This window comes from Phaeobacter sp. CAU 1743 (assembly GCF_039839315.1).
GTDB classification, from domain to species: Bacteria; Pseudomonadota; Alphaproteobacteria; order Rhodobacterales; family Rhodobacteraceae; genus Phycobacter; species Phycobacter gallaeciensis_A.
In genome coordinates this window covers 1-24,094 of record NZ_JBDOQR010000067.1, presented here as the reverse complement: position 1 = coordinate 24,094, position 24,094 = coordinate 1, and the positions used below count along the sequence as shown (strand labels likewise).

Annotated in this window: 21 protein-coding genes and 4 pseudogenes; 4 read left to right on the top strand and 21 right to left on the bottom strand. The window is 59.3% G+C overall.

Annotated elements, in window-relative coordinates; translation table 11 throughout:
- The 4 genes from AAFO90_RS20135 to AAFO90_RS20120 all read right to left on the bottom strand — a co-directional run.
- Positions 1 to 1,047 (bottom strand): SIR2 family protein (locus tag AAFO90_RS20135; RefSeq protein WP_347510535.1); only part of this gene is annotated, 1,047 nt, incomplete at its 3' end.
- 176 nt (positions 1,048 to 1,223) lie between these two features.
- The gene (locus tag AAFO90_RS20130) at positions 1,224 to 1,772 is read right to left on the bottom strand and encodes a GNAT family N-acetyltransferase (protein ID WP_347510534.1); all 549 of its coding nucleotides are present in this window, start codon (positions 1,770 to 1,772) and stop codon (positions 1,224 to 1,226) included.
- A complete protein-coding gene (locus AAFO90_RS20125) occupies positions 1,762 to 2,076 on the bottom strand; it encodes a DUF1778 domain-containing protein (protein WP_347510533.1) in 315 nt (104 codons plus the stop codon). The genes AAFO90_RS20130 and AAFO90_RS20125 overlap by 11 nt, the downstream gene beginning before the upstream one ends.
- A 152-nt stretch (positions 2,077 to 2,228) precedes the next feature.
- Entirely contained in the window at positions 2,229 to 2,444 is a 216-nt protein-coding gene (locus AAFO90_RS20120) for a hypothetical protein (RefSeq protein WP_067951585.1), read from the bottom strand.
- Positions 2,445 to 3,818: 1,374 nt separating this feature from the next.
- Between AAFO90_RS20120 and AAFO90_RS20115 the strand changes: the two genes are divergently transcribed.
- Complete coding sequence (locus tag AAFO90_RS20115; RefSeq protein WP_347510532.1) at positions 3,819 to 4,382, top strand: ImmA/IrrE family metallo-endopeptidase; 564 nt, start codon at positions 3,819 to 3,821, stop codon at positions 4,380 to 4,382.
- 31 nt (positions 4,383 to 4,413) lie between these two features.
- Here the strand turns inward: AAFO90_RS20115 and AAFO90_RS20110 are convergent, their stop codons facing one another.
- The 6 genes from AAFO90_RS20110 to AAFO90_RS20085 form a co-directional block, all read right to left on the bottom strand.
- Complete coding sequence (locus AAFO90_RS20110) at positions 4,414 to 5,355, bottom strand: DUF2971 domain-containing protein (protein ID WP_347510531.1); 942 nt, start codon at positions 5,353 to 5,355, stop codon at positions 4,414 to 4,416.
- Positions 5,352 to 5,957 carry an SMC-Scp complex subunit ScpB gene (locus tag AAFO90_RS20105; RefSeq protein ID WP_347510530.1) on the bottom strand — a complete coding sequence of 202 codons (606 nt, stop codon included), beginning with the start codon at positions 5,955 to 5,957 and terminating at the stop codon, positions 5,352 to 5,354. Before AAFO90_RS20105 ends, AAFO90_RS20110 begins: the two co-directional genes overlap by 4 nt.
- The gene (locus AAFO90_RS20100) at positions 5,954 to 6,892 is read right to left on the bottom strand and encodes a DUF1403 family protein (RefSeq protein WP_347510529.1); all 939 of its coding nucleotides are present in this window, start codon (positions 6,890 to 6,892) and stop codon (positions 5,954 to 5,956) included. The genes AAFO90_RS20105 and AAFO90_RS20100 overlap by 4 nt, the downstream gene beginning before the upstream one ends.
- A 74-nt stretch (positions 6,893 to 6,966) precedes the next feature.
- Entirely contained in the window at positions 6,967 to 8,094 is a 1,128-nt protein-coding gene (locus tag AAFO90_RS20095; protein WP_347510528.1) for a TniQ family protein, read from the bottom strand.
- Positions 8,091 to 9,029 (bottom strand): TniB family NTP-binding protein, encoded by a 939-nt coding sequence (locus tag AAFO90_RS20090; protein ID WP_347510527.1) that lies wholly within the window; start codon positions 9,027 to 9,029, stop codon positions 8,091 to 8,093. The genes AAFO90_RS20095 and AAFO90_RS20090 overlap by 4 nt, the downstream gene beginning before the upstream one ends.
- The gene (locus AAFO90_RS20085) at positions 9,020 to 10,264 is read right to left on the bottom strand and encodes a transposase family protein (protein ID WP_347510526.1); all 1,245 of its coding nucleotides are present in this window, start codon (positions 10,262 to 10,264) and stop codon (positions 9,020 to 9,022) included. Before AAFO90_RS20085 ends, AAFO90_RS20090 begins: the two co-directional genes overlap by 10 nt.
- 392 nt (positions 10,265 to 10,656) lie before the next feature.
- Between AAFO90_RS20085 and AAFO90_RS20080 the strand changes: the two are divergent.
- Positions 10,657 to 10,857: pseudogene (locus AAFO90_RS20080) on the top strand (integrase); the annotation flags it as partial.
- 114 nt (positions 10,858 to 10,971) lie between these two features.
- Here the strand turns inward: AAFO90_RS20080 and repC are convergent.
- From repC to AAFO90_RS20060, 4 genes are all read right to left on the bottom strand, one after another.
- The gene (repC, locus tag AAFO90_RS20075; protein WP_009807853.1) at positions 10,972 to 12,252 is read right to left on the bottom strand and encodes a plasmid replication protein RepC; all 1,281 of its coding nucleotides are present in this window, start codon (positions 12,250 to 12,252) and stop codon (positions 10,972 to 10,974) included.
- 226 nt (positions 12,253 to 12,478) lie between these two features.
- Complete coding sequence (locus AAFO90_RS20070) at positions 12,479 to 13,501, bottom strand: ParB N-terminal domain-containing protein (RefSeq protein ID WP_009807852.1); 1,023 nt, start codon at positions 13,499 to 13,501, stop codon at positions 12,479 to 12,481.
- A complete protein-coding gene (locus tag AAFO90_RS20065; protein WP_009807851.1) occupies positions 13,498 to 14,853 on the bottom strand; it encodes a ParA family protein in 1,356 nt (451 codons plus the stop codon). Before AAFO90_RS20065 ends, AAFO90_RS20070 begins: the two co-directional genes overlap by 4 nt.
- A gap of 208 nt (positions 14,854 to 15,061) precedes the next feature.
- Positions 15,062 to 15,400, bottom strand: a complete 339-nt coding sequence (locus AAFO90_RS20060) for a DUF736 family protein (RefSeq protein WP_347510525.1) — start codon at positions 15,398 to 15,400, stop codon at positions 15,062 to 15,064.
- Positions 15,401 to 16,025: 625 nt separating this feature from the next.
- On the opposite strand from AAFO90_RS20060, the gene AAFO90_RS20055 reads away from it, so the two are divergent.
- Both AAFO90_RS20055 and AAFO90_RS20050 read left to right on the top strand, forming a co-directional pair.
- Positions 16,026 to 16,379 (top strand): type II toxin-antitoxin system RelE/ParE family toxin, encoded by a 354-nt coding sequence (locus AAFO90_RS20055; protein ID WP_347510524.1) that lies wholly within the window; start codon positions 16,026 to 16,028, stop codon positions 16,377 to 16,379.
- Positions 16,376 to 16,669 (top strand): helix-turn-helix domain-containing protein, encoded by a 294-nt coding sequence (locus AAFO90_RS20050; protein ID WP_009807848.1) that lies wholly within the window; start codon positions 16,376 to 16,378, stop codon positions 16,667 to 16,669. Before AAFO90_RS20055 ends, AAFO90_RS20050 begins: the two co-directional genes overlap by 4 nt.
- A gap of 8 nt (positions 16,670 to 16,677) precedes the next feature.
- Here the strand turns inward: AAFO90_RS20050 and AAFO90_RS20045 are convergent.
- The 7 genes and pseudogenes from AAFO90_RS20045 to AAFO90_RS20015 all read right to left on the bottom strand — a co-directional run.
- A pseudogene (locus AAFO90_RS20045) lies at positions 16,678 to 17,082 on the bottom strand (DUF2493 domain-containing protein); the annotation flags it as partial.
- 462 nt (positions 17,083 to 17,544) lie between these two features.
- Positions 17,545 to 19,014 (bottom strand): annotated as a pseudogene (locus tag AAFO90_RS20040) (strawberry notch C-terminal domain-containing protein); the annotation flags it as partial.
- Positions 19,015 to 19,207: 193 nt separating this feature from the next.
- Positions 19,208 to 20,185: pseudogene (locus AAFO90_RS20035) on the bottom strand (ParB N-terminal domain-containing protein); the annotation flags it as partial.
- Between the two features lie 194 nt (positions 20,186 to 20,379).
- Entirely contained in the window at positions 20,380 to 21,915 is a 1,536-nt protein-coding gene (locus tag AAFO90_RS20030) for an IS66 family transposase (protein WP_347510523.1), read from the bottom strand.
- A 77-nt stretch (positions 21,916 to 21,992) separates the two neighbouring features.
- A complete protein-coding gene (gene tnpB / locus AAFO90_RS20025; protein WP_213597165.1) occupies positions 21,993 to 22,340 on the bottom strand; it encodes an IS66 family insertion sequence element accessory protein TnpB in 348 nt (115 codons plus the stop codon).
- On the bottom strand, positions 22,337 to 22,738 hold the full coding sequence (locus AAFO90_RS20020) for a transposase (protein WP_347510522.1): 402 nt from the start codon (positions 22,736 to 22,738) through the stop codon (positions 22,337 to 22,339). Before AAFO90_RS20020 ends, tnpB begins: the two co-directional genes overlap by 4 nt.
- Positions 22,739 to 23,365: 627 nt before the next feature.
- Positions 23,366 to 23,947 carry a DeoR/GlpR family DNA-binding transcription regulator gene (locus AAFO90_RS20015; RefSeq protein WP_347510521.1) on the bottom strand — a complete coding sequence of 194 codons (582 nt, stop codon included), beginning with the start codon at positions 23,945 to 23,947 and terminating at the stop codon, positions 23,366 to 23,368.
- Positions 23,948 to 24,094: the final 147 nt, after the last annotated feature.

Below are 24,094 nucleotides of genomic sequence, written 5' to 3'. Positions count from 1 at the left end.
ATGGCGCCATCGGCTATCGGCCGCCGCAAGAAGTGGAGGAAACTTTCTACGCAAGCATAAACGCTCTTGATCACGTCGCCTAAGTTTTGAACAAAAAACTCTCCGGCAAACCCGGGGCGGTTCAGGAGTCTGCCGAGCAACGAGTTGGTCCAGCAGGTCCGTCTTCAATAGTTGATCGAAGCCATCAATTGGAACCCGATTGAAGTTTGAACCAATCTTGTCCGCAAAAGATTGTACCAGAGGCGAGAGGGATTCGCCTATGCTGCGCTTCATATCGCACCAGAAGACCCCGTTTTTGAACCCATTTGCATAGTCAATTTGGTTTTCAAGAAGGTCTTTCATGACCGATGGCTCCATTCCGCGATACCCAACTACAATCAATGGGTGATCACGCAAAAGAGGCTTGATATGCTCGACGGTCTCTTGGTCCAACTTCAATACATCTTCGGCCAAATTCTTGTCGGAGTAGTGCTCAACCGATCCATGTATGTGGATTAACTGCGGGTTTGCTGGCGACGTTTTGAACTGGACCCAATCCGACGCAGTGCGGATCTTGACCAAGAAGGGCGGCACTGCTTCAAGAACGGCCGCTCGATCAATGCAATGATCAAAGTTTGTCGTTAGAACCGTTGCAACCCAACCGTTGTCTAAAATCCGTGCTAGCGCCCGATACCCCTGTCCGGGCTTCACACCACGGCTGATAAGTTGCTCGAAGAACTCTCTTCGATCCTGTCCAATTCCCAAAAGGTTGTCGATCGCAACAGGGTATTGGTCGGGGAGACCAACCCCCCGTTTGAACCAAGACTGCTGTTCAAGCCAAGGTATCCAATCAGAATCAACGACGCCTGGGTCCATCGGAGACCGACCATGCGACTTACAGTATGCCCACTTCGCTGCGCGGTTCACTGTTTCACCGGCCGCTGGCACACCGGATGTAACGGAAGCCCCTGCTCCTAGCAACAGAACCGGCTGGCGGTGCTCGGCGAGCAGTGTTTGCAGGCGTCCAACCTCTGCATGTCTAATTGATGATAGAACCTTGCTGTCCATCTGCTCGAATCGTGTTGTTTTGGTTTTGTTAGTTTATTATGCGGAACAAATTCAGAACATGCTAGACTGTTCACTGTCGCAAACTATAGGGTCAGAATGTCTTAGTCACTTTCCTTTGAGCTCAGATTTTTTTTGCATTCGCGTCATGCACATGACTTTCGGCGCCCAATGAGCGATCAACCGGACAGCGCCCGCACTGTCTGGATCGGCATGAACAGGCGCAACGGCTGATCTGGCAACGGGGTAAAACCGAACGCCTCGTAGTATGCTTTTCGGCGCGCCACGATTTCGGGGTTTCCGCAGTCGAACACATCGAGAAGGACGGCACAGGTTCCAATTTCGTCTGAGACGCGCCCAATCCGGTTGAGCGCATCGGCAAGCAATGCGCTGCCCAAGCCCTTTCCCTGCATCGTTTGATCGACGCCGATCATGGAAATGAATGCAGCTGGCAGCATGCCATGCCTTGGCGCCTTCTTGGCCAGCTCATCAGGCATGTCTTCCGCAACAACCGCATGCATGTTGATCCCGTAGAACCCAAGGGTTCTACGGTCATCGTCTAGCACGACCCAGATCCGGACGACATCAGCCTTGGCCCCCTTCTTGGCCGTCAACTTCAGGTAATTGTCGATCTGGAGGACACCACAGGAAAAAGCCGTTCGATCCTGGCTCTTGGCATCGAACGGCTCGATTGTGAACTTGGCGTCTACGGCGGCGTCAGTCGGCATTCGCGATCAGCGTCTCGCGCAATGCAAAAGCCTGCTTCAGCCGATTATTCGGCTTCGGAGGATTTTCGAGCGCGCCAAAGAACGCAACACGATCCGCCTCGCTCTCCAACGCCGTCAACTTATGAGCTTCAATCGTCGTCTGCGCGGCCTTGTATGCAGCGCTCACAACAAAGGAGCTTACCTCAACACCGCTCAAGGTTGCTGCGCGACTGATCGCATCCTTCACCGAAGGCTGTGTACGCGCTTCCAGCCGAGCGCTCTTGGGCTCGTCGACAGCGACAGTGCTATCCTCAAACGCCAACATGGTTGCCTCCTTGATCCGAAACGACGTCAAGCGGCAAGATGCCACTCACACGCAGCTATGTACGGCATATCGTCGTACATGTCAAGTGTACGGCGAATTTCCGTACGTTAAAACAAAGCCTGACTAACACGTTCTCTGGGCGAGAGGCAAACTCACTTTTCTCGAACGGTCGTACCCGGGTTCGCCTTGCCATGCTTTGCCGTCACGAAGCGCCCGGAAATTGCGCTCCGATAGCTGCCACCGGTAGAACCACTCTTGCCAGGCGCTTCTTTTACCGTCGTGCGCGGATGTGACTTCCCATAAGCCTTTGTCACGTACCGCCCCGATTTCGCGCTGCGATAGCTCCCGCCGTTGCCTTTGCCTGCCATCTGAATTCTCCTTCTCAAGTCTGGCGTGTTATTGGGTCCCTCCGAGGCGGAGGGCTGGTTGGGTTCCAAACAAACCGAAGAACCTCCGCTGGAGGCCTGCGGGTCTTCATTGCAAAATCCAGTAGCTCAGAACCGGAGGTGTTCTTCTGGTCAGATGACCGACAGCACTGGGCGTATTTCCCGAATGGATGTTCACATCCGCAAAACTCATCGTCGCCGAGTTCGAGCAGCCTCTCAGCTGCAATCAGCACAGATTGCCGGCCGGGCCATTTTCCGTATTTCTCGAGGTAGAGATGCCGCACGGCCCAGAGGCTATAAAGGTCGAGCAGTCCGGTCACCGAACCGCCGGGAAGCCATGTCTTGTCTCGCGGCTCGAATGCGCAAATCGAGCCATCGGGAAAATTCGTATGCCTCGGCCCGATCCATGTTTTACTGACAGCAGTGGTCCAAAAGCCCCAGGCTCGAACCGGCCTTCTGGTGGTGTAGGGAAGTTGAATGGCAAATGCGGCTCTTCTACCTAGGCCTTCGATCAGATCGCTCTCAGCGAAGAGCCACATCTGCCTTTCTTGAGGAAACGCGAGCAGACCCGGGTACGCGTCCCGGCATTCCCCTATGCCTTCCGCATAGCGAGACCGTAGTCCTGGCTGGACGAACGGTGCTCCGGAATCGGGCGCCCGGGATTGTCCGGTCGTCCCTTGCCCTCCGGCGGGCCGTTCCCACGGTCGGGTTGCGGATCGTGTCGATTGGTGCCGTGCATCGGCTTTCTCCTGGCCCGAAGGTTTCAAGACAACCGAGGAGTTGTCGGGCCGAATGACCCCCCGATTGAACACGGTCGGCAGGATGCCAGCGTCGAGGCCCAAGCCGATGGCCTTCAGATCGTCCTCGATGCTCTTCCTCATATTGAACCGCCCCATTTGCCGCAGTGTCTGTGCTTTACGGATTCGCAACAGTGTTGCTATAATGAAATCCTGAAACAACACATACGGGGCCAAAATGAAAATTGCAAGAGTCGAACATCATGCCTAGTGTGCAATTCGACGGGAACGGCTTCTACGCCGCGTTGGACGCGGTACGGGAGGAACGGAAGCTCACCTGGAGAAAGGTTGCAGAACAGTCGGGGGTGAGCGCTTCATCGCTCACGCGGATCTCGCAAGGGAAGAGACCGGATGTCGACAGCCTAGCATCTCTGTGCTCATGGGCGAAACTGAGCGCCGACGATTTCATGCGCGCGCTCGACAGCAGTCAGAATGGCGAGCCATCGTCGTTGACCAAAGCACTGATGTTGTTCCGAGCAGACCCAAACTTAGGAAAAGAACAGGCAGACGCTCTCGAGCGCATCATTCAATCCGCATATGAGGGCCTGAGGACGCACTGATGGCACTAAGGCGGGGCTTCAAGACCGATGCGGAATGGTACGCTCAGGATGTTCGACGCGAACTCGGCATCCCTGAAACCGGAAAACTGTGCCCATGGAGCCTCGCAAAACACCTTGAGCACATCGTTGTTGATCTTTCGTCATTCCAGAAAGAGCACCCACTCGACGTCGCACGCCTTCGGCAATGCACAGGCGCAAAGGGATTTTCTGCAGTCACCATTCACAAGGGTACTGCACGGCTTGTGATCTTGAACGATGGCCACGAGAAGCCACGTCAAACGGCGGATCTTGCTCACGAACTGGCACACGGACTCCTTCATCACGTCCCGCTGCCTTTGAGTGATGAAACTGGTGTACGCATGTTCAATGCCCGAGATGAAGAGGAGGCGCATTGGCTAGGACCAACCCTGTTGGTTCCAGGCCCCGCCGCCCACGCGATTGCGAGACAACGCGTTTCGATTGAAATGGCAGCAGCGCAGTATGGTGTGAGTGAGGAGTTAATGCGTATGCGGCTGAACATGTCTGGCGCGTTTAAGCGCGCTAAAGCGGCAGGCTGGCGTTGACGTTTTATCCCGTCCTCGCAGAAACCTCCGCCTAGCTCGAGCTGTCTCGATCGAGGCTTTCAAATGCCTCGTATAAGGATAGGGATCGCCTGGGCAGGGAAGCCAACATCTCATCGACATCGAGCGCATATCGGTTCAGTAGGAAGGTGTCAGATTTTCGCCGGATCTCGTAAAACTTCAGCGCCGAGGGCCGATCTTCCAACGCCCTGACAACAGTGTATTTTACCGCCAGTGGGCACCTCATACCAAAGACCACCTCCTCCAGCTCGATCGGAGAGTCCTGTGCCCCACGTCGACCTATAAGCCGCCACTCTTTCTCGTATCGCCAATCTTGGGCCTTTTTGAGAAGCACCGCGTCGTCTACGGCCTGACGGGCGCCGCGATCACCATCCAACATTGCGAGAACCTTGCTGGTCGCGACCATACTGCTGCCACCGTACTTGACCTTGAAGATCTTGTTGGAGGCTTGTTCGGGCAGCGAGTACCCAATGGCGATGCCTCGGTGCTGATCGCCATAGTGGCTCCACATCAATGGGCAATTGTTCCGTTCGGCAAGGGACACGATGCCACCATCGTATCGACGGAGCAGTTCTTGCTGGATGGCTTGACCGAGAAGAAAGGCAACCGGGTTCTCCAATCGAAGATCGGGATCTGTGGCGTTGTACCGGATGTCAGAAATGATCTCCTCGGCCTGACGCCGACTGAGCTTCATGATGTGATCGCGTGTCTTCGGCCCCCTGTATCGTATCGTCGAAGCTGCCGCACTCAACTCGCCGTGCACGCGATGCTCGATCAGCTTGATCAGGATGGTTTCCAACTGATCTTCGGCCAAATCGATCTCGACTCCTGGCTTCGTGTCCAGAGGATCGTTGAATGTGCTGGGGTCAGCAAAGAATAGTTGGTCTTCAACCAAGCTACTGAGTGTTCGGTCCGAGAATGTTCGATATTTGTAGAGTCGCTCCGGGGTCTTCAAATGCTCTCACCTCCTAGTTCGAGCTCCGGCAGATCCCGCAAGCTCTGCAAATCAAATGTCGCCAGGAACGTCTCCGTGGTCACGAATGTATGCGGCGCCCCCGGACGCGGTGACCGCGGCCCAGAGGCGATCAGGTCCTTGTAGCGCAACCGCGCCAGGAGATCGCGGCTGACCTCCTTGCCGAAGATGTCGGCCAGGCCCGCCCGGTCGATCGGCTGGTGATAGGCAATGGCGCAAAGCACCCCCATCTCCATCTCGGTGAAGGCCAACGGCTGGTCGCCAAGGTCGGCGGCCGCCTTGATGGCATCCGCGAACTGGCTTCTGGTCCGGAACATCCAGCCGCCGGCGACTTGAACCAGCTCGTAAGGACGACCGGTCAACTCGGCCTGGATGTCGTCGATCAGCATCTCGACCGAGGCCCCCTGCCCCACCACGCGGGCCAGGCCTTCGCCGCCGACCGGAGTCGCGCTAGCGAACAGCACGGCCTCTATCCGTCCCATCCATTCGCGCCAGCGCAGCTCCTGCGGAAGATCGTCGAGCTCCCGATCAAAGACAGCGCCACCCTCCTCCGCAGCTTTCCGTTTCCGGGTCGCGACCGTCATGGCGCAATCCCATAGAGCCGGAACGTCGACCGCCCGGTCAGCTCTCGCGCGACACCCAACCCGACCAGCCGGTCGCAAAACCGCCGCGCCGCGCGGTCGGTCATGGGGATCGAGGTGCCCCGGATGCGTGGCGACAGCATCGAGGCCGCCGCCACGGCATCCTCGGTCAGGAACAGCTCGACCGCTGCCTCCGATCCTTTCGCCCGGAGCTTCAGCGCAACGGCGCGAAGGGCCTCGGCGCGTCGAGCCAGATCCCGCGCCAGCCGGATCGTCTCCTCGATGGACTCAAGTATCCGCGCCTGAACGACCAGCTCGCCGCCCTGCCCGGCCACAGCCAGATCACGCAAGGCCGTCTTGGTGAGCCGCGCCGCAGTAACCGGCAGCATCACCTTCCAGTTCAGCGCCCGTGCCAGCACAACGTCCGAGAGCAGACAGGCGGTGCGCTCTGCCCGGTTGTCGGCCTCGAGCACGGCGCGCAGGGCGGCGACGCAACCTGACAACGGACCATGGGTCCGTGCACGTTCCAATCCCACGTCGAGCCAAGCGCCCACCTCGCCCGCGAAGTCGGCGATCTCGCCCGTCCGGCTTGCACGAAGCCGGACGCCTTCGCGCCAGAACGCCAACAGATCGCCATCCGGACCCCGTGCTTCGCCTGGCGGCGTCAGATGGAAAGCGTCGCGGATGTCCGCCTCTCGCGCCAACCGTCCTTCCAGTTTCGAAGACGCGGTTGCAGCGCTCAGCGCCAGTCGATTGGCGAGCAGCTTCGCCGGCACACCATGCCGCGGATCGGACACCAGCTGATCAAGCACCGTGATTGCCGCCCCCGACCGAAAGGCCACAGTTTCAAGGGTTTCGACACGACCGGAGGTGACCCAGCCGGGTAGCTGCGGTAGGGTGCTAAAGTCGTCAGAGATGGTGGCGGGCTGATATGTCATGTCACAACACTAGTCTCTCGCGGCGCTTTCGTCCACAATATGATGTGTAAACCGCCCCACCTTGCTGCTCTCCGCTATGTCCAATAAGATTGCATTATCGGACATAAAAGAATATGCTCGGCGGCATGACAGTGTCGTTTTAGTTTCATGGGTGGATTCGGCCGAAATCGCCTCTCGCCCTCGAAATTTCCATTTAACCGGTGGACACGCCTCTTGCTCAATCTGTGGACTCGCTCTGCTCCCGCATCAATCGTGCGCTTTCCTTTGCCGGTCCGTAGATCAGGCCCATCCGTGAGCCACGGCAATGGTGCGGCACGCTGGAACAGGACGAGGGCGGCCTCCGGCAGGACAGCGCCGGGCACCAGATCTGCTCCAAAGAGATCATGCAAGATCACCAGCGTCAGAGCCCGCCAGCTCACTGATAGGTGCTGAAGAGGCGCAGACCCACCGACGGCCGCGCGGGCCTCGTAGGGACAATTCCACCCCGATTCATCGTACCAAAGCGCGAGGACGGGCCGGGCCGCACCGTCACGATCAAGTGGCGCCCAAAGAGTGCGAATTGCATGCTCGAGACGATCAAAACGGCCTGGATTACCTCTGACGATCCGGCTGATCTGGCTTTGGAGATCGAGGACGCCTGCGGCGAAATCTGCCTTCAAAGGGTCCTCTGTCTCCCCTCCCCCGCCGGTCAGAATGGCATCGCACTTGCGACAGAAGGGGCGCAGCAGGCCATTCAGCATGCGAAAGGAAAGCCTTAGGCGGCCGAGACAGGCGGGGCAGCGGTCCAGGAGCATGGTCCGGTGCGGCGGGCAAACCACCTGCTCTGCTAATCGCCAATGCCCCCGCAAATAGGCATCTCGACGGGCAGCGACATCCGCATCGAAACAGGCAAGACAGACCGGCACTGTCTCGGTCAGAAACCAATCCTGCGGCCGATCAGGATATCGGGAAGCCAGTGACCTGCGACAAAGCCGTTCCGGATCGACCCTGCAGGCCTTAGCCCAAAGCCTGAGCAACTCCATATCCGGCGCCACATCGTCAACCTGCCGCGCGCCTGCGTTCCTACCCCCCTGCCCCGCCAGGTACACCACCAGCTCAAGAGCCTCCGACCCGTAGCGCGCGGCAACCCGCGCCATCCAGGACGAGAGCAGTTCGTCCATGAACGGACGCGGCGCGACGGGCAGTCGGGCCGACACCATCATGCCCCGACCCGTTGTTGCACGGGCTTGCCCCGCCGCCGAGCGGTCTGGGTCATCGAAACCAGCGGCAGCACCAGATTGTCCCCAAAACTATCCGCGTCGAGGCGCTCCTTGCCCGACCGAACTGCATCTTCCGCCGCCGTCTCGATCAGGCGGAAGATGCGCGCCGTCACACCGGAGGTCAGCTTGTGAATCCGTTCTCTGGCCTCCCCGCTGATCAGATCGGATGCCTCGCGCAAGGGCAGAATGCGTTCGAAACTTTTCAGGAGCCCGGCGAAGGCGGCATCGTTCTGCCAGGGCTTGAGATGGAACGCCTCGAAGCGCTCGGCCAGTTGTGCATCGGTCAGCAGGGCCTGCCGAGCCAGGTCCGTTCCGGCACAAACCAGTGGAATCCGCAGGTCATTGGCCAGAAACCGGATCGCATTGAGAAAAATCCGCTGCTGACGGAAGGTGCCGGCCAGCATGCCGTTCACCTCGTCGAGAATGATCATTTTCGCCCCTACGGTCCGCAGCAGCGACCGGCAGATATCCTTCTCGCGGGCGAGAGTACCGCCTGTCATCGCCGGCGCGCCCATGCTGGCCAGAAGTTCTCGGTAAAGATCGCGCTCGATGGGTTCGGATGGTACCTGCGCGACAACCACCGGGCGGTGGTCAACGCCGGTGATTTGGCTGAACTTCGGCGGGTGGTCGCGTTCAAACTTGCGCACGATCTTGGTCTTGCCCATACCGGTGTCGCCGTAGATCAATAGGCATGGCATCCGGTCACGCGGTGGATAGGTCAACAGGTTCTCCAGACGTGCCAGAGCGGCCCCGGACTGATCGAAACCGATCCAGCGGTCGGCCCGGATCCAGGCAATGCGCTCATCATCCGGCAGCGCCGCAAACCGGCGGTAGGTCGGATCGAGATGTGCAAATGCGGTGCCTTCGTTCACGACCATTCCTCAACTTCGAACCCCGGGTGATCCCTGAGCACGCTCTCGCTTTCCCTGGGCTCCGGACCGGCGTCCAGAGCCTCGTAGGCCCCTACCCCATCAAGCGCTCGGTCCCGTCTTTCAGAAAATCGCCTGGCCTCCCGTGTCCTGCTGCTGGCAGCATCAACCAGGGCGCGTTGTTCCTCGATCACCGCGAATATAAGGTCTTCGTCCTCGAGCGCGCGCCCGCGTTCGCGCAAAATCGCCTGCGCACGGCGATGTTCCGCAAGGGTGATGGACGGATGGCGCAGGTCCGAAAACCGCACAGGATAGCGTTGGCCTTCCGGGCCAAGCACAAAGATCGTCGAGAGATCGCGCGGATCATAAGACACGCGCAATTGGCGGTCTTGCCGACCCGCCCAGAGGCTCAAGACATCGTCCCAATACCGCAGGCCAAAGAGATGGATGCCATCACGGCGCACCATGCGTTCCGTGCTCGGCAGGAAGTCGACCCGGAACCCCTCCGGATCGTAAGGCCGACGCAAAGGTGCCTCGCGTCGCTCATAGGCTTCGTTCCAAGCCGCAACCGGCGGAATCCCGAGCGCACGGTGCCGTTCAGCATGATAACGGGTGATTTCCAGCGCCAGCCAGTGCTCCAGCTCGTCGAGAGTCATCGCCGACTTGCTCACGGAATCGTAGTCGCCACGGTCCTTGATGCTGCTGAAGGTCGAGCCCGGCAGCAGATGGACCGCCCCCATCATCGTGCCGATCAGCCGCTCGATGTGACCGCCGTAATGCGGCGCCCCTATCGGCCGGTACTGCAGCGAAATCCCGTGCTCCTCGGCGCCCCGCTTCATCGCCTTTGAGCGGAACTCCTTGGCATTGTCGACGTGAATGGTCTCCGGCAATCCCTCTGCGGGCCAGTCCGCATCAATACCCAAGCCCTCCAGCCAGTCGAGTTTGGGCTGCACCAGATGCTGAATGGCCAGTGCCACCGACAACACCGACGGAGGCTCCAGCGTCAGATAGAACCCTGCCACCATACGGCTGGCGACGTCGATGGCGAGCGTCAGCCAGGGCCGTTGCAAAGGCTTCCGATGAACCCGATCCACGACAATGACATCCACCAGCGTGTGGTCGATCTGAACCACCTCATAGGCCCGTTCGACCTGATAGCTGCCTGGCACTGGGTGATGGCGCTGGCGAGAAGCCTTAGCGCCCTCACGCGCCGCCGTGAGTTCGGCCGGATCTATCGCCGCCACACGGTCCCGCAGCGTGGTCCAGCACGGGGGACGTAGACCCCTCTGACTGCACCGCCTGCGTACCTCCTTTTGCAGGGCGTTGATGCTTGGCTTCTGGAGGACTTGTAGAACTCCTCGATCGCCCCCGAAATCACCGCTTCGATCTCGTCAGGCAGCCGACGGCTGCCCGTCGGTGTCCCAACCTGAGCCGCCAGTAATGAGCTGGCGACCGGGCGCGCCTTGTACGCTGAGATCAACTCGTAGAGGCGAGAACGCTTGAGACCAAGATCACGGCATGCCTTAAGGAATTCTGCTCGGTTCGGCGGTGTCTTGCTTGCAAGCCGACGGATCACAGCTTCTCGCGCGACCGCCTGTTCCCACGCAGCATCGTCGACGGCGTTGATGTCTGATCGATCCGATCCGACCTGCCTGAGAAAGACCGCCTGGCTCTGTTTTCCGGTCACTCGCTGCGCGCCGGTCTCGCCAGCTCAGCCGAGGTTGACGAACGCTACGTCCAGAAGCAGCTCGGCCACGCGTCCGCGGAGATGACCCGCCGCTACCAGCGCCGCCGCGACCGGTTCCGGGTGAACCTGACCAAAGCCGCCGGTCTCTGAGCCCCTGCCCAAGAGCATTTCCAGTTGCGGAAGCATCGGTTTTCACTGCCTCTCGCCTGCGGCTCGAACGCGAAGAACCGATCCTCATTGGCAATGAAAACTGGAAATGCTGCATCACGCTGCCTGCTCGCTGAGCCTACCATAGAAGCTCCGCTCCAGATGCAGCTCCCCTGCCCCAGCTTTCTCGACCATGCCGCGCAGATATCCGCCCGGCGAAGCAACTTCACCAGCGCTGTGTTTCTCGAAGACGAGCGCAAACGCGGCCGTGGCCACCTGTGTGCCCAATCGGTCCTGCGCCACGTTCCAGGCATGCTCCGAGATCCCGATCATTGGCCTAAGTTGCCCCGCAACCCGGTGTAGATCGCCCCAATCCTTCAGGAAACCACCCATATTGCGCGCCCAGGACGCGAATTCCGGACAGGCCTGCATGATTGTCGGCAGATCGAGCGCTGTTCGCTTCTTGCGTACCTCGGCAACCCAGTCTTCCAGCTCTCTATCAACCCGCTCTTCGGGTTGGGCATTGGGCACCACACCCGCCGCTTCCTCTCTTTCAGAGGAATTACTAATTACAGGATTAAGTTGTTTTGTAATTAGTATATGAGGTTCAGAATTGACCTCCCTGGGGTTCATTTTTTGAGTCTTCTCCATGACTTGGATATCGTTATTACCGGTGTTTTCCACAGGTTTCACCGCGCCAGTCGCTTTGAGATAGGCCGCCTCAACCCGTTCCTGGAGTTCCTTGAACCATGTGAGCAAGCGCACCAGCTGTTCGGACGCTTCGTGTCGGCGCGGTAGCCGGTCGAGAAGCTCCTCGAAAAGCCCCGTGAATTGGCTCCAGGGCCCACGCAGCGCGCTGCTGAGAGCTGCCTCGATCCGGGCTCGGATCATCCGGCGCGCCACAGTGATCTGGCGCTTCAGGCGCTGGCAGAGTTCGCGCTCGGCCTGCAAATCGGCATGGAGCTCCTCGAACTCCTCAACACGGGCTGAAAGCGGCGACAGATCGAAGCCATAGGCCTCGACGATCCGCCCCTCTGCGTCCCTGCGGCCCCACCGCTTGCCATTGGGGCTATCCTGGAAGGAGATCACGCCGATCTCAGCAAGGCGTCGCGCGTGGCGCTTGAGGGCAGACCGCGAAAAACCCGTTTGCTCCATCAGATAGGCGTTCGACGCCCAGACGATCGGACGCTGCCCCTCATCCCAGTCCTGGGCCTGGGTGAACGCCCCGAGCGTGTCGAGGAGCATCATGTCCCCGGCCTTCAAGCCGATATGTGCCCCCACGCGCTTGAGTGCCACGAAGGCCCGTGTTTTGGGTACTGCTACCCGTTCACCGGCTTGGGCAAGTTGCTCAGCAACCCCAAGACCCGGCGTCGGCTTGCGCCAACCTGTATGTTTCATGCCTGTATCTCACCTCCGGTTATGTGGAGGCAAAAGAAAGCCGTTCGCTCAGGAGCGTTCGTCGTTGACAGTGAATCCTGCGAGACTTATCTTGAAGGCGACCAAACCATTAAGATCAGCTCTCAGGCCACACCGCTTGGGGGCTTTTCTTTTGCCTTTGCTTCGATTGTCGTTCCTTTTTGCTCCTTACCTCGTCGTTCCGGAAAGTATGCCGCTGGCATTGTCGTCAGTCGGAATCCTTCCCCGAACCTTCGGCGCTCAAGTAGTCGGCGACTAAGTCTCCGAGCTTCTCGAGACGCTCTTGGTCAATCGGCACACCTGCAACCTTGATGGATAAGTTCCCATCGACTGAAGTCGCCGAAAGATTTCGTTTGCCCACCTTGCGTTTGACCGTGAGCTTACTGGGCTTTGCCTTCGGTTTTGGCTTGGAGGTGTTCACCCTCTCCAAGCTCGCCAAGGCTCCTTGCAAGTCGCGAAAGCTCATGTCGTAGACATTCTTGAACGCGTTCAAGATTTGATCTTGCGCAGCGAAGACAGACCTTGCTCGCGAGACTAGGCTCTCATGCACGCCAATTTTCTTTGCGAAAGCCACAGCTGTCAGCTTGTCTTCGCCAGAAGCCAGCGTTTCATACATTTCACCAATCGAAACCAACCGCTCAAATGGGCTAAGATTCTCGCGCTCCTCATTCTCGCGGAACCGCAGAAACAACATCTCAAACTTGCTGTTCTCGGCGTTTCGCGCGTCCGGCGAAGCTAGGATTGCACGAAGGGGTAAACCCAGCTCCGACGCAGCAGCCAGTCGGCGGCGTCCTGTAAGCATCACAAATGGAACGCCAGTGACGTTCGACGGCTCCAACGGATCCGGCTGCCAGTCCGGATCCTCGGGCCACACCAGAATGGGTGTGTCCTGCCCGTTCGAGGCAATGCTGCTTACCAGGGACCTGAATGCTTCCTGAGACATCCAGTCTTGACGGCGGTCGGTCCCCATCGGATCTGAGATCTGGTCTGGCGACAGGCTTATCTCGTGGCGGCCGTTAAGGATATCCGAACAAAGCTCGGCTCTGCTTCGCTCCACGGCGGCTTGCGACTGCGCAAGCGCCCCTGATTTCCAAGCGCTGCCGGCCCCCTTGAAAGGAGTGGAAACAGCATCACCCGGTTCTGCCCGGCCTTCGGAACCGGGCGTGCGCTCCTTGGATGCGTCAGGGTTGGTAGCCTTGCTGACCAACGACCTAGGAATACTGCGTTTCATGCTTCGCCCTCGCCGTCATCTTCGTAGAATTCGTCCATCCATGCATCAGCGTAGCCGCGTTCGAGTCCTGGCCAGAGCCGCGATACTATGGCGTCATTCACGGCATCGGCATTCATGATGAACCGGTTGATCCCCTTGCGCTTTCCCGGCGTGTCCGGCTCATACTCGTATACGGACTGATAGACGTCTGACGCATTTGAGATCGCGTCGGAACGCAGATAAAACACCGGCAGAATTTCCGTGGGGCAATGTTCTAGCAGGTTTCCGATGTGGTTAAGGTCCTGCGCATTGGACCGTTGGACGATTGTCGGCAACAGCATGTTCGCACCGGTTCCGATCTCGATCCTTTCATGGGCCAGAATGTGCTGAAGCATCCCCAGCAGGCCGGTCACAAAGGTCGACAGCGTTGCGATGTCGAACCCCTTCATGGTTTGCGGGATGACCAGAGAAGTCGACGCAATCACGTTATTCAGCTGGAAAAGTGTCAACGCGGGTTGATAGTCGATTATGATGACATCGAGGGTCTCGGTCAGCGCAGCATCCAGCCGCTGCTGATCGACCTTGCCCTCGACTACCAATTCGTTGGGCAGCGTCTTTGGTGGGTGCCCCGCCTTCCACCGATCAATGGCATCGCGCAGGTAGCGATAGAAGCTCTTTCCGGAGGGGGCCTCGCGCACAAGGCGCGCAATCTGAATCTCACCCTCAGACGTTTCGCCATGTGCCGGCAGCAGACGCAGCCCCGGCCACGAGGTCTTGAGAAAGAAACTGTCGAGCGTCTGCGCATCGTGATCGGTGTATGGCGCATCTTCAGACTGGAAGAGGCCGGCAAAGTCCACCATGGAGGCGGTGTTCTCGTCGGGCATCTGGGGAAGACCCTCTCCCCCGACGAAGTAGAGCGTTATTGTACTTTGCGGGTCGGCATCCATGACACCAACACGCATGCCGTAGTGCAAACTGAGATACTGGGCGAAATGCGCGGCGCTCAGGCTTTTGGCAGTGCCGCCTTTCTGGCTTGCAAATGAGATGACGGGCAAAGGTGCATCAGGCTTCCGCCAGGCCAGGTAATCGTACGGCCGCTTTGCCGAGGCCGCCAGAAGGGCCCGCATGTGCATCAACTCGGAAAGCGTGAAAACGCGCTCTCTTCCAACATATTCGCCCGCAGGAAAGTCGTCGCTCGAATTGGCGAACTTGGTGAGATACTGAATACTCACGTTCAGAAACCTTGCGCACTGGCGCATGGACCACGTGCGCTTTATGCGCTGACGCAAGGTGAGTTCCTTGTTCACTGCCACCATCGTGCGCTCAAGCCCACGTGACAGGTCCGTCAAAAACTGTTCTAGACTACCGCTCATTCCTAAGTCCTGACTTCGGTTGGGTCCGAGTTCGACTCGATTCTGCTTCGATGGTAGCACGGTTTTGGAAGAAAGATAAAGATACCACGCGCCTATGGGTTTCAGGCGCTTATTTTGAAGTTCCACGACCCCAAAACTCCAATCTTGAACGCGTTCAAGATTGGAGTTTTGATGGGCCGATCGGCAGGGAGCCGACCGGCCCTAGCCGTCACGCGACGTCTTTCAGACCCCAGGGGATGACGGCCTGTAGGGACGGATCGTCCTGGTTCGCGGCCTTGCCGAGGTTGGCGTTGAAGCCGTGATCGCGGATGGTCAGCGTGTAGTAGTCGGCGCCGGTCTCCTTGTTCTGCTTCTTCCAGATGCCGCCGCACTCGACCAGCTTGCCGCGCGGAGAGCGGCCGAGGACGCGGTGCGTGGGGGCCATCGGGATCGTGCTCGCGACGGGTTCGACCGTGATGTCGAGATCAAAAGTCAGGGTCGAGATGGAGCCTGTGCCCTTGGCGGTTTCGATGTCGGTGCTGGTGAATTTGATGCAGTTCGTGGTCATTGCTCTTCTCCCTGTTTGCGTTGCAATGATGGTCACTTTGCAGCTGGCCAAGGCCCGGCCACACCGAAGGCGAAGCGTAGCGGAGAGGGGCAGGCGCCGGTCTTTTTGCCTCGCGAGGAATGACCCACAGGGTCAGGGGAAAAAGATCGGTGACAACCCTTGTGGGCGGGACGACAGCTGCGACCAGCATGTCATGCAACTCAGACATCGGGAGAAGTGCGGTGGCCTCGAAGGAAGGTGAGTGAACAGACGAGGGAGATGCCAGGGATCTTGGCTCCCTTCTAAACTGATCGCTGATAAAGACAAAACCCAGACGTCAAAGTCGCATCCACAGGATCACTACCGCGCCCATTGTCTTCGCTGAAGCGCCCAGGATGCAGATGAGTACTCGAGGCGGTCAGAGCGTGGAACGAAAGGCCGGGTCGTCACGTGACACCGCAACCATCCAATCGCCCGATATGACTGCCCGGCTGGTCGGTTCGGTCAATACATACGACAGGACACTTGGCCATTGGTCGCCGCAACCAACTGAAAGGGCATACTGCCCGACTCTTGCAACCGTCGCTGACTTGCCCTTCCAGTGTGCATGCTATACGTCATTGACACATACGCCGCCGAAACCTATATGGAACTTCACATGACGCGATTGCAAACAGTGGTCGAACTGCCCGAATTCCAAAGGCGCGCCAAGGCAATCATGTCGGACCAGGAACGTGAGGCGGCGATCAACTTCATTGCCGCCAATCCGGAAGCGGGCATTTCTCTTGGTGGCGGGTTACGCAAAGTCCGCATCCCGAGAGAGAGGAGCGGCAAGAGTGGCGGCTTCAGGACGGTGTATGTCTTTGGCGGGACCCATATGCCGATCTTTCTGATCACGGTCTTCGCCAAGAATGAGAAAGCCAACCTGTCGAAGACCGAACAGGCTGCTGCGGTAGAGATGAGCAAGGCGCTTGTCGCGAAATATGGAGACGCAACATGAGTGCATTTGAATCCGTATCCAAGGGCCTGGAAGAGGCGCTTGCCTTCGCGAATGGCGACTTAGCAAACGCGAAGGTGCATGAAGTTTCCGTTGCTGAAGTCGATGTCGCCCAAGTTCGGCAACGGACTGGCCTGTCCCAGGCTGAGTTCGCCAAGAGCATTGGCGTCGCGAAAGGTACGCTGCTGAACTGGGAACACGGGCGTCGGCAACCGACAGGCCCGGCCCAGGTTCTGTTGGCCCTGATCGCAAAGAAGCCTTCTGTCGTGCAGGACCTTTTGCGCGGGGCGTGAACCGGGGCCTAAGCCCCGATCCTCTTGATGCGGATCCCGAGCTTGCGGGCCTTGTCGACAATGTTCTCGGTGATGCCCGAACCGGGGGTGGCGATCAGACCCTGAGGCATGGTTTCGAGCATCTTGTCGTTGCGCTTGAAAGGGGCGGCCTTGCCGTGGCTCTTCCAGTCGGGCTTGAAGACCACCTGAGTGACACCACGGGTATCTGCCCAGCGAGCCGCGATCATCTCTGCGCCTTTGGGCGTGCCGCCGTGCAAGAGCACCATGTCGGGGTATTTCGCATGGGTGGCATCGAGGACGGACCAGATCAGATCGTAAGCCTGATAGTCTCCACCCGAGAAAGCGATCCGCGTGCCTTCGGGGCAGTGTACCTCGGTCTCCTTGCGGCGCTTGGCCGAGAGATAGGCCCGGCTGTTGTCCGAAGGGAGCCTGTCCCAGATCGGCAGGAGAAGCCCACAGATCAACGTGATCTTCGATGTGGTAAACTTCGGCACCGCGTCGACCTCGGCCTGCCAGAGATGCTCGCACATCGCGTCATCGATCTCCTCCCAATGCGATCTCGAGAACTCGGAAAGGGCGAGGATCTCGGTGGCCATGGGTCGCAGAAGCTTCACCCGCAGGATCGGCACGCCATCCTCGTCCATGAAGGCCGGCGCCTTCACCATCAGCGCCGCACGCTTGGAGGTCTTGTTCCAACAGAGCGTCGCACCCTTCATATCGGCGCAGATTGCTTTGACGCGGGGCAGGGTCAGCGGATCGTTGCGATCCGTGCGTTCCACCGTCAGCGCAGTCGCCGTCGCCCCCGTCGCCTCGTGCTCGAAGATGACCCTGCGGTCGGTGATGACGAACTTCTCTGCGCGCAGGGTCTCTAGCCCGACATCGAGCGTGCCTGCCTGACGCGCGTCCTCGATGATCGCCGAAAGAAACCCACCAAAGGCCTCGAAAATTGCGTCCTGCATGTCGATCCTCAGCGCAAGGCAGCGGTTCAGGAACTGCCGGATCGGCGGCAGATTCTCTTTCATCGTGCCGTCCGCCTCATCGAGCGTCAGCCCGGTCATCTCCTGGAATTTGGCGTAAGAGCAGGCCTCGATCTTGCCCGCACGCAGCTTGTAGAAGAACTGCCGCAGCGCAGCGCGTGCGTAGGGACTCTCAAGGTTGATCGCCTGAAGGTCATAGGCCTCGTAGACCGTATCCTGCAATACGCCGTCCGGTTCACTCCAGGCTTTCGGCAGATAGTCGAGCGGGGCCATCTCGATGTCGTCAAACGGATGTCGCGCGCGTTCCTCGGCGAGGGCACGGGTTTCCTGGCGGGCGGCGTTGCGCAGGGCATGGAGGTTGGTGCGGGTCGGGCGGGTCGGCACCGACAAGGCCGAACTGGTAGGGCAGGGCGGGGGGCTGCGGCGCTCGGGACAATGGGTCAGCACGGCGGAGAGAAGAGCGGCCGTGGTCGCGCAGGTCGGATGATAGGCGCCATCGATGTTGACAGGTGCGGTCTCGCCTTCGCCCATCGCGCGCTTGTCGATCACCGTCAACCGGGTGTCGATCGAAGTGCCATGCCGCGAAAAGACCTTGCCGTCGATGGCGGCGGAAAACACCACCTCTGAGCTCTGGCCTATCCGCTGGAACGTCGACTGGAAGCACTTGGTGGAGGGACGGAAACTCTCGCCGGTGATGACAAGGAGACGCCCACCGGGCGCGAGGCGAGCAAGGGAAGACAGAACATGTTGGCTGGTCGCCTGCCGGAACTGACCTTCGACATGGTTCGCAGCCGAAAACGGCGGGTTCATCACGATGACCGAGGGCGTGATCGACCTATCGAGACGGTCGTCGATCGACGCGGCATCGTGATCCGAGACGACTGCCTCCGGAAAGAGTTGTTGCAGCAAATTGCGGCGGGTTTCGGCAAGTTCATTCAGCGACAAACGCGCACCTGCGATACGGGCGAAGATCGCCAGCATGCCGGTGCCTGCGGAGGGTTCCAGAACCAGGTCGTCACCGCGAAACCCCGCCGCCTGCGCAACAATGGCCGCGAGCGGAAGAGGGGTCGAGAATTGTTGCAAGCGCACGCTGTCTTCGGAACGCCGCGTGTGCGACGGCGCCAGACCGGCGAGATGTTCAATCATGTTGAGGAAGGCGTGCGGCGTGGCCGCTTCGGGCGAACCATATGTGTAGTCGACGTCATATAGGTCGATCTTGAACCAGACCGTCGTGCCATCGAATTCGATGCCCCCCATTTCGTGCCATCCCTGCGGGTCGCTGTCGGCATTGAAGGCGTCAAACGCGGCTACATGGCGAGTGAGCTCCAGTTGGGCGTCGGGCCCAAGCGCCGCGACGCCGCGGGTCATCACGAACTGGCCCTGCGGGGCATCGGCAACGGGAGGATTGCCGAGGATGGAGCGGCGAAACGCATCATTCTGCGCGGCGATCATTGCGGCTTCCCGAAAGGGATCGAGATCGAGTGCGGTGGTCATGAGATGTCTCCGGGACGAGCCAGCCGATCCGGTATCGGCTGTAGGCAACCCGTCAGTCGGAAAGGGTCTCTTCGGCGAGCAATTCCGGATCGGGATCGACATCCTGCGGATAGACCCGCCCGAAACTGCGAAACGCGCCGTAATCCACCGAAAGATGCACCTCGACCCATTTCCACGCCGCCTCGAAGGGTTTGGCCGCAGCCTGCAGCTTCTCGATAGCGAGGCGCTCTAGGAGCTCGGGGTTTTCCATATGGGCGCTGGCGCGATCGTCAAAGAGGTCGCGCAGCAGAACCCCGCCCGCCGCCTCATAGGCCTCGATGCCGACAAAGCGCCCGAGCGCCGAGTTCGCCGAATGCGCCGTCTCGGTCAGCTGGCGTTTGATGCTTTGCGGATGGATGTGATAGCCGCCCTTCACTGCGTTCCAGACCGCCAACTGGCGATCATGATCGTCGGTCAGGGTGAAGGCCATCACGCATTCGAGGGTCAGGTCGCCAGCACGGAACTGCTCGATGATCTCGGGCGCGACACGGGCGAGTTTGAGCCGACGGCGCACCAAGTCGACCGAGACGCCAAACTTCAGCGCGATTTCATCTTCACTGCGACCCTCGGCGATCATCGCCTCAAAAGCCTCGAACTGGTCGGCCGGATGCATCGCCGCGCGCTGGAGGTTTTCGGTGGTGGAGGTGAGGATGGCATTGCGCTCATCTTCGATGAGACAAGGCACCGGGTGATCAGCGGGGATGACACCGTCCTCGGCAAGCTGCTTCAACGCCTTGAGGCGACGACCGCCGGCATCGACGGCGAAACGCGTATCTGACAGCGCATGAACCACCAGGTTCTGCTTGATGCCGGTCTCGCGGATGCTGGCAAAAAGTTCTGCGTCATCGCTGGCGCTTGCCGCAACCTTGCGGACGTTAAGCGGGCTCGGCTCAAGTTGGTTGAGCGGGATCATCCGGATGTCGGCAGCGCCTTCAGGCGCGGCCGATCCGGCAGCTTCGGACTTCTTAACGGTGGTGGGTTTGGTTCGGGTTGTGGTCTTAGCCATGATTCGGATCCTTAGAAGCCGGGCCCGGATGAGGCTTTCTCTATCCTTTCAAGCCCGGCACCCGGGCTTCCCTTTCTCTGGCTCTTTACAAATCCGGAACAAGTCATCAATCGACCGTTTCTAATCAAACGCTTACAGACTCCATTTGCGCAATTCCGCGCTTTTCGTATGCGTCCGGTCTGACCGCGGTTGCGTTACTGTGGCTTGAAGTTCCAGGGCATGAGATCATCGATGCGGGTAGTTTTATGGTCCTGTAGGCGCTCGAGGACCCAAGTGAGCCAAGCTTCCGGATTGACGCCATTCATGCGGGCGGTTTCGATCAGGGTGTAGGCCACGGCTGCTGCTTTGCCGCCGCCCTGTGATCCGACGAACAGGTAGTTTTTGCGTCCGACCGCCACGGGACGGATCTTGTTTTCACAGATGTTGTTGTCGGGCTCGAGGTGGCCGTCAGTGAGGTAGGCGCGCGCTTTGGGCGTGCGGCCCAGGGCATATCTGATGGCCTCCGCAAGCTTGGATTTGCCGGAGATCTTCGGAAGCTGCTCGGCCAGCCACGCCTCAAGCGCCTCAAAGATCGGTTTGGCCTTCTCCTCGCGCACGACCGCCCGTTCCTCAGCGGGTTTGCCCCGAATGGTCTTCTCGACGGCATAAAGCTTGGCGATTTGCTTGATGGCCTCCCCGGCGATGGTGGACCCCTCGCGTTCATAGACCTCAACGAACTTGCGCCGGACATGGGCCATACAGGCCTGCTCGCGTGCGCCATCCGGGCCGAACAGACCGTTGAAGCCTGCAAAGCCGTCCGCGTGGACGCAGCCCTCATATCCGGTCAGATGGCTGACAGGGTGCTCGCCTTTGCGATCGGCGCTGAACTGGTACCAGGCGCAAGGCGGGGTCTCACCGGCCCATGGCCGCTCATCGCGGACATAGCACCAGAGCCGGGCGGTCTGGGTCTTGCCGGTTTTACCCTTGGTTTGCAGCTTGAGGGGCGTGTCGTCGGCAAAGAGCGCGGGCCCGGCCCGGACCAGTGCGCCGATGTGATCGGCGAGCGGGGTCAGCAAGCTGGTGGAGCGCCCCACCCAATCCGTCAGTGTGGAGCGATGCAGGTCGACCTTCTCGCGGGCGTAGATCTCGGATTGGCGATAAAGCGGAAGGTGATCGCAATATTTGCTGACCAGGACATGGGCCAGAAGGCCCGGGCCGCCGCGCCCACGGGTGATGGGCCGCGAGGGCAGGTCTGCCTGCACGAAGGCTTCGCAGCCGTTGCACGCCATGCGCGGGCGCACGATTTGGCGCACCACGAAGTGGCCAGGGACGTAATCCAGCTCTTCGGTCACATCTTCGCCAAGCTGACGCAGCTTGCCGCCGCAATCGCCGCAGGTCTCGCCGGACGACAGGACAGTCTGCTCGCGCTTGAGGTGCTTGGGCAGCGGCGCACGGTTGTGGGTCCGCTTGCGCTGTGTCTGTTCCTCTTCAGATGCAGCCCCTTCGTCGACGGCATCGTCCTCGGCCTGCTCTTGGGCAGCGGCTTCGATCTCGGTGTCCTCTTGTAGGTCCAGCGCCAGCTGTTCGGAGGTCTCGGATTTGGAGCCAAAGCGGGCCTTGCGATGTCCGTCCAACTCGGCCTTCAGCTTCTCGTTTTGGTAGGTCAGAGACTGGATGTGCTGGACCATCAACTCGCTGACGGCCCGCAACTCAGCAGGGTCATCGGGCAGGGTTTTGAAGGTCTCCGACATGCCCGAGAGTATACCGGCACGCCCGATCATCTGGAACCAAAAACAGCATGAAAGCCCATGTTTTATTGGGCAAACAGCTACCCCGCCGTGAGCGGCGTCCATGTCTTCACGGGCGCGCGCCAGTCGATCCCTTCCAGCAGCATCGCCAGTTGAGACGGGCTCAGGTTCACCTTGCCATCCTTGGCGGCCGGCCAGACAAATCGGCCCCGCTCAAGGCGCTTGGTGAACAGGCAGGCGCCTTGCGCATCCCACCAGATGATCTTCAAGAGATCGCCGCGCCGACCGCGGAAGACGAACAGATGCCCGGAGTAAGGATCCAGTTCCAGGACCTTCTCGGTTTGCGCCGCCAGCGTGTTGAAGCCCCGCCGCATATCCGTCACGCCCGCCGCAAGCCAGATCCGCGCATTGCTCGGCACCGGGATCATGAGGAAAGCCCTTCAACCATCGCCACGACTGTCGCCAACGCCGTGGTCCCCTCGACCAGGATGCGCCGTCCGTCCGACAGGGCGATATCAATGCGCTGTGCCGTCAGCGGCGCCGCGAGCGCAGGTTGGTGTGATGGCGGGGGCGTGCCAGTGTCGATCGCCGCGCTTTCGAGTTCGACGGGAAGGAAGATCACGTCATCCACGATCGCGCTCACGTCCGGTTCGCCCGACGGCGCAAACCGAGGATCACGAAGCCAAGTGTGGATCAGGTTCGCATTCATCGCGTAGCGCCGCGCAACCTGCGCCACCGATACGCCCGGCGCGCGCGTCTGCAAGCAGATCGAGCGCTTCTCATCGTCAGACCAGAACCGTCGCTTGCCGCCCTTCTTCGTGCCCATCAGCCGCCCCATAATGCCCATTAGCGATAATGGGCATTAGCAGCTCACGCTAAACCGCGGCAGAGCAGTCAGACCGGACGGATACCGCTTTTCTTTCTTTTTAATGTGTATTTTTGTGCATCTCTGCGCAAAGTAGTTCAACTGGAAGTAGAAGCGGACTGTTGCCGGTCGTGGTTGCTACAGGCAACGAAGTTCGTTCGAGCTGGTAGTTAGGATAGGGAAAAATCATGCGGACGATCGTCCACTCTCCCAGCAATTCAGGCGACGCGGTCGTCATCTTGAAATCGCCGATTAGGACCAAAAGCCGAACCACGCTCCACACAAATTTCAAAACCAGAGGGTAACACGCTCGAGCGATCAAACGAATCTTTGATCGCGAGACCGGGCAGCAGGTTGGGTGGCTCTATGATTGGAACACGCGCGAGTTGGTGCCGCGCTGCAAGTTAGAACTATGTATCGATGTGATCCATTAGTGAAACCTGGCAAGGTCTCCGAAAGAATCGCCCAACGATAGTTTCGATGTCATCGCAAACCATTGCAGTTTTGCTCAAGACTGTTGTACCCGTCACATCCTAGTGACTGGATGGCTTAGCTTATTGTTTTGTGAGCGGAGAAATTGTTTGAAATTCAGCGATTCTTGGCCACGACAACTTGAGTATCGTTGCTCTTACATGCTTCGGAAAATTCACCGGGGGGCTCTTTGTCTGTCACGAATACATCTATCTCAGGCAAACCAGCGATTTTGATCGGTGCTTTTCGGTCAAATTTCGAGCTGTCTGCGGCGAGGAACACCTTATCGCTACGACTGATGATCGCCTGACTGACACCAACCTCGCGGGTGTCAAAGTCTAGGATGTCTCCTCCTGGATGAAGGGCTGAACACCCGATAATCGCGAAGTCAAAGCGAAACCTCGAAACTGTTTCCCTCGCAACGGCACCGACCAACCCGCCATCCGCCCTACGCAAGTCACCGCCAGTTACAACAACCTCAAGACTTGATTCGTGAGCGAGCTTGTTCGCGATGTTGAGGTTGTTCGTGACGACAAGTAGCCCGGTATGCCGACGCAGTTCAGCGGCTACCGCTTCCGTGGTCGTCCCAATGTTCAAAAACAATGAGCAGTCGTTCGGGATATGCCGAACGCACTCTCTTGCAATGTCGACTTTGGACGGCTGGTTGAGCTCCTGTCGCTCGATATACCCAATATTCATAGTGGTTGATGGCAGAATGGTGAACCGCCCCGGGTTTACCGGAGAGTAAAACTCTCAAAGGATGAAGGTCGTGTCGCGAATGCTGTGGAAATTCCCTGGCGGCGCGCTCCGGGCATGTGAAGGGTCGGTGTTTTAGGCTGCGAGGTC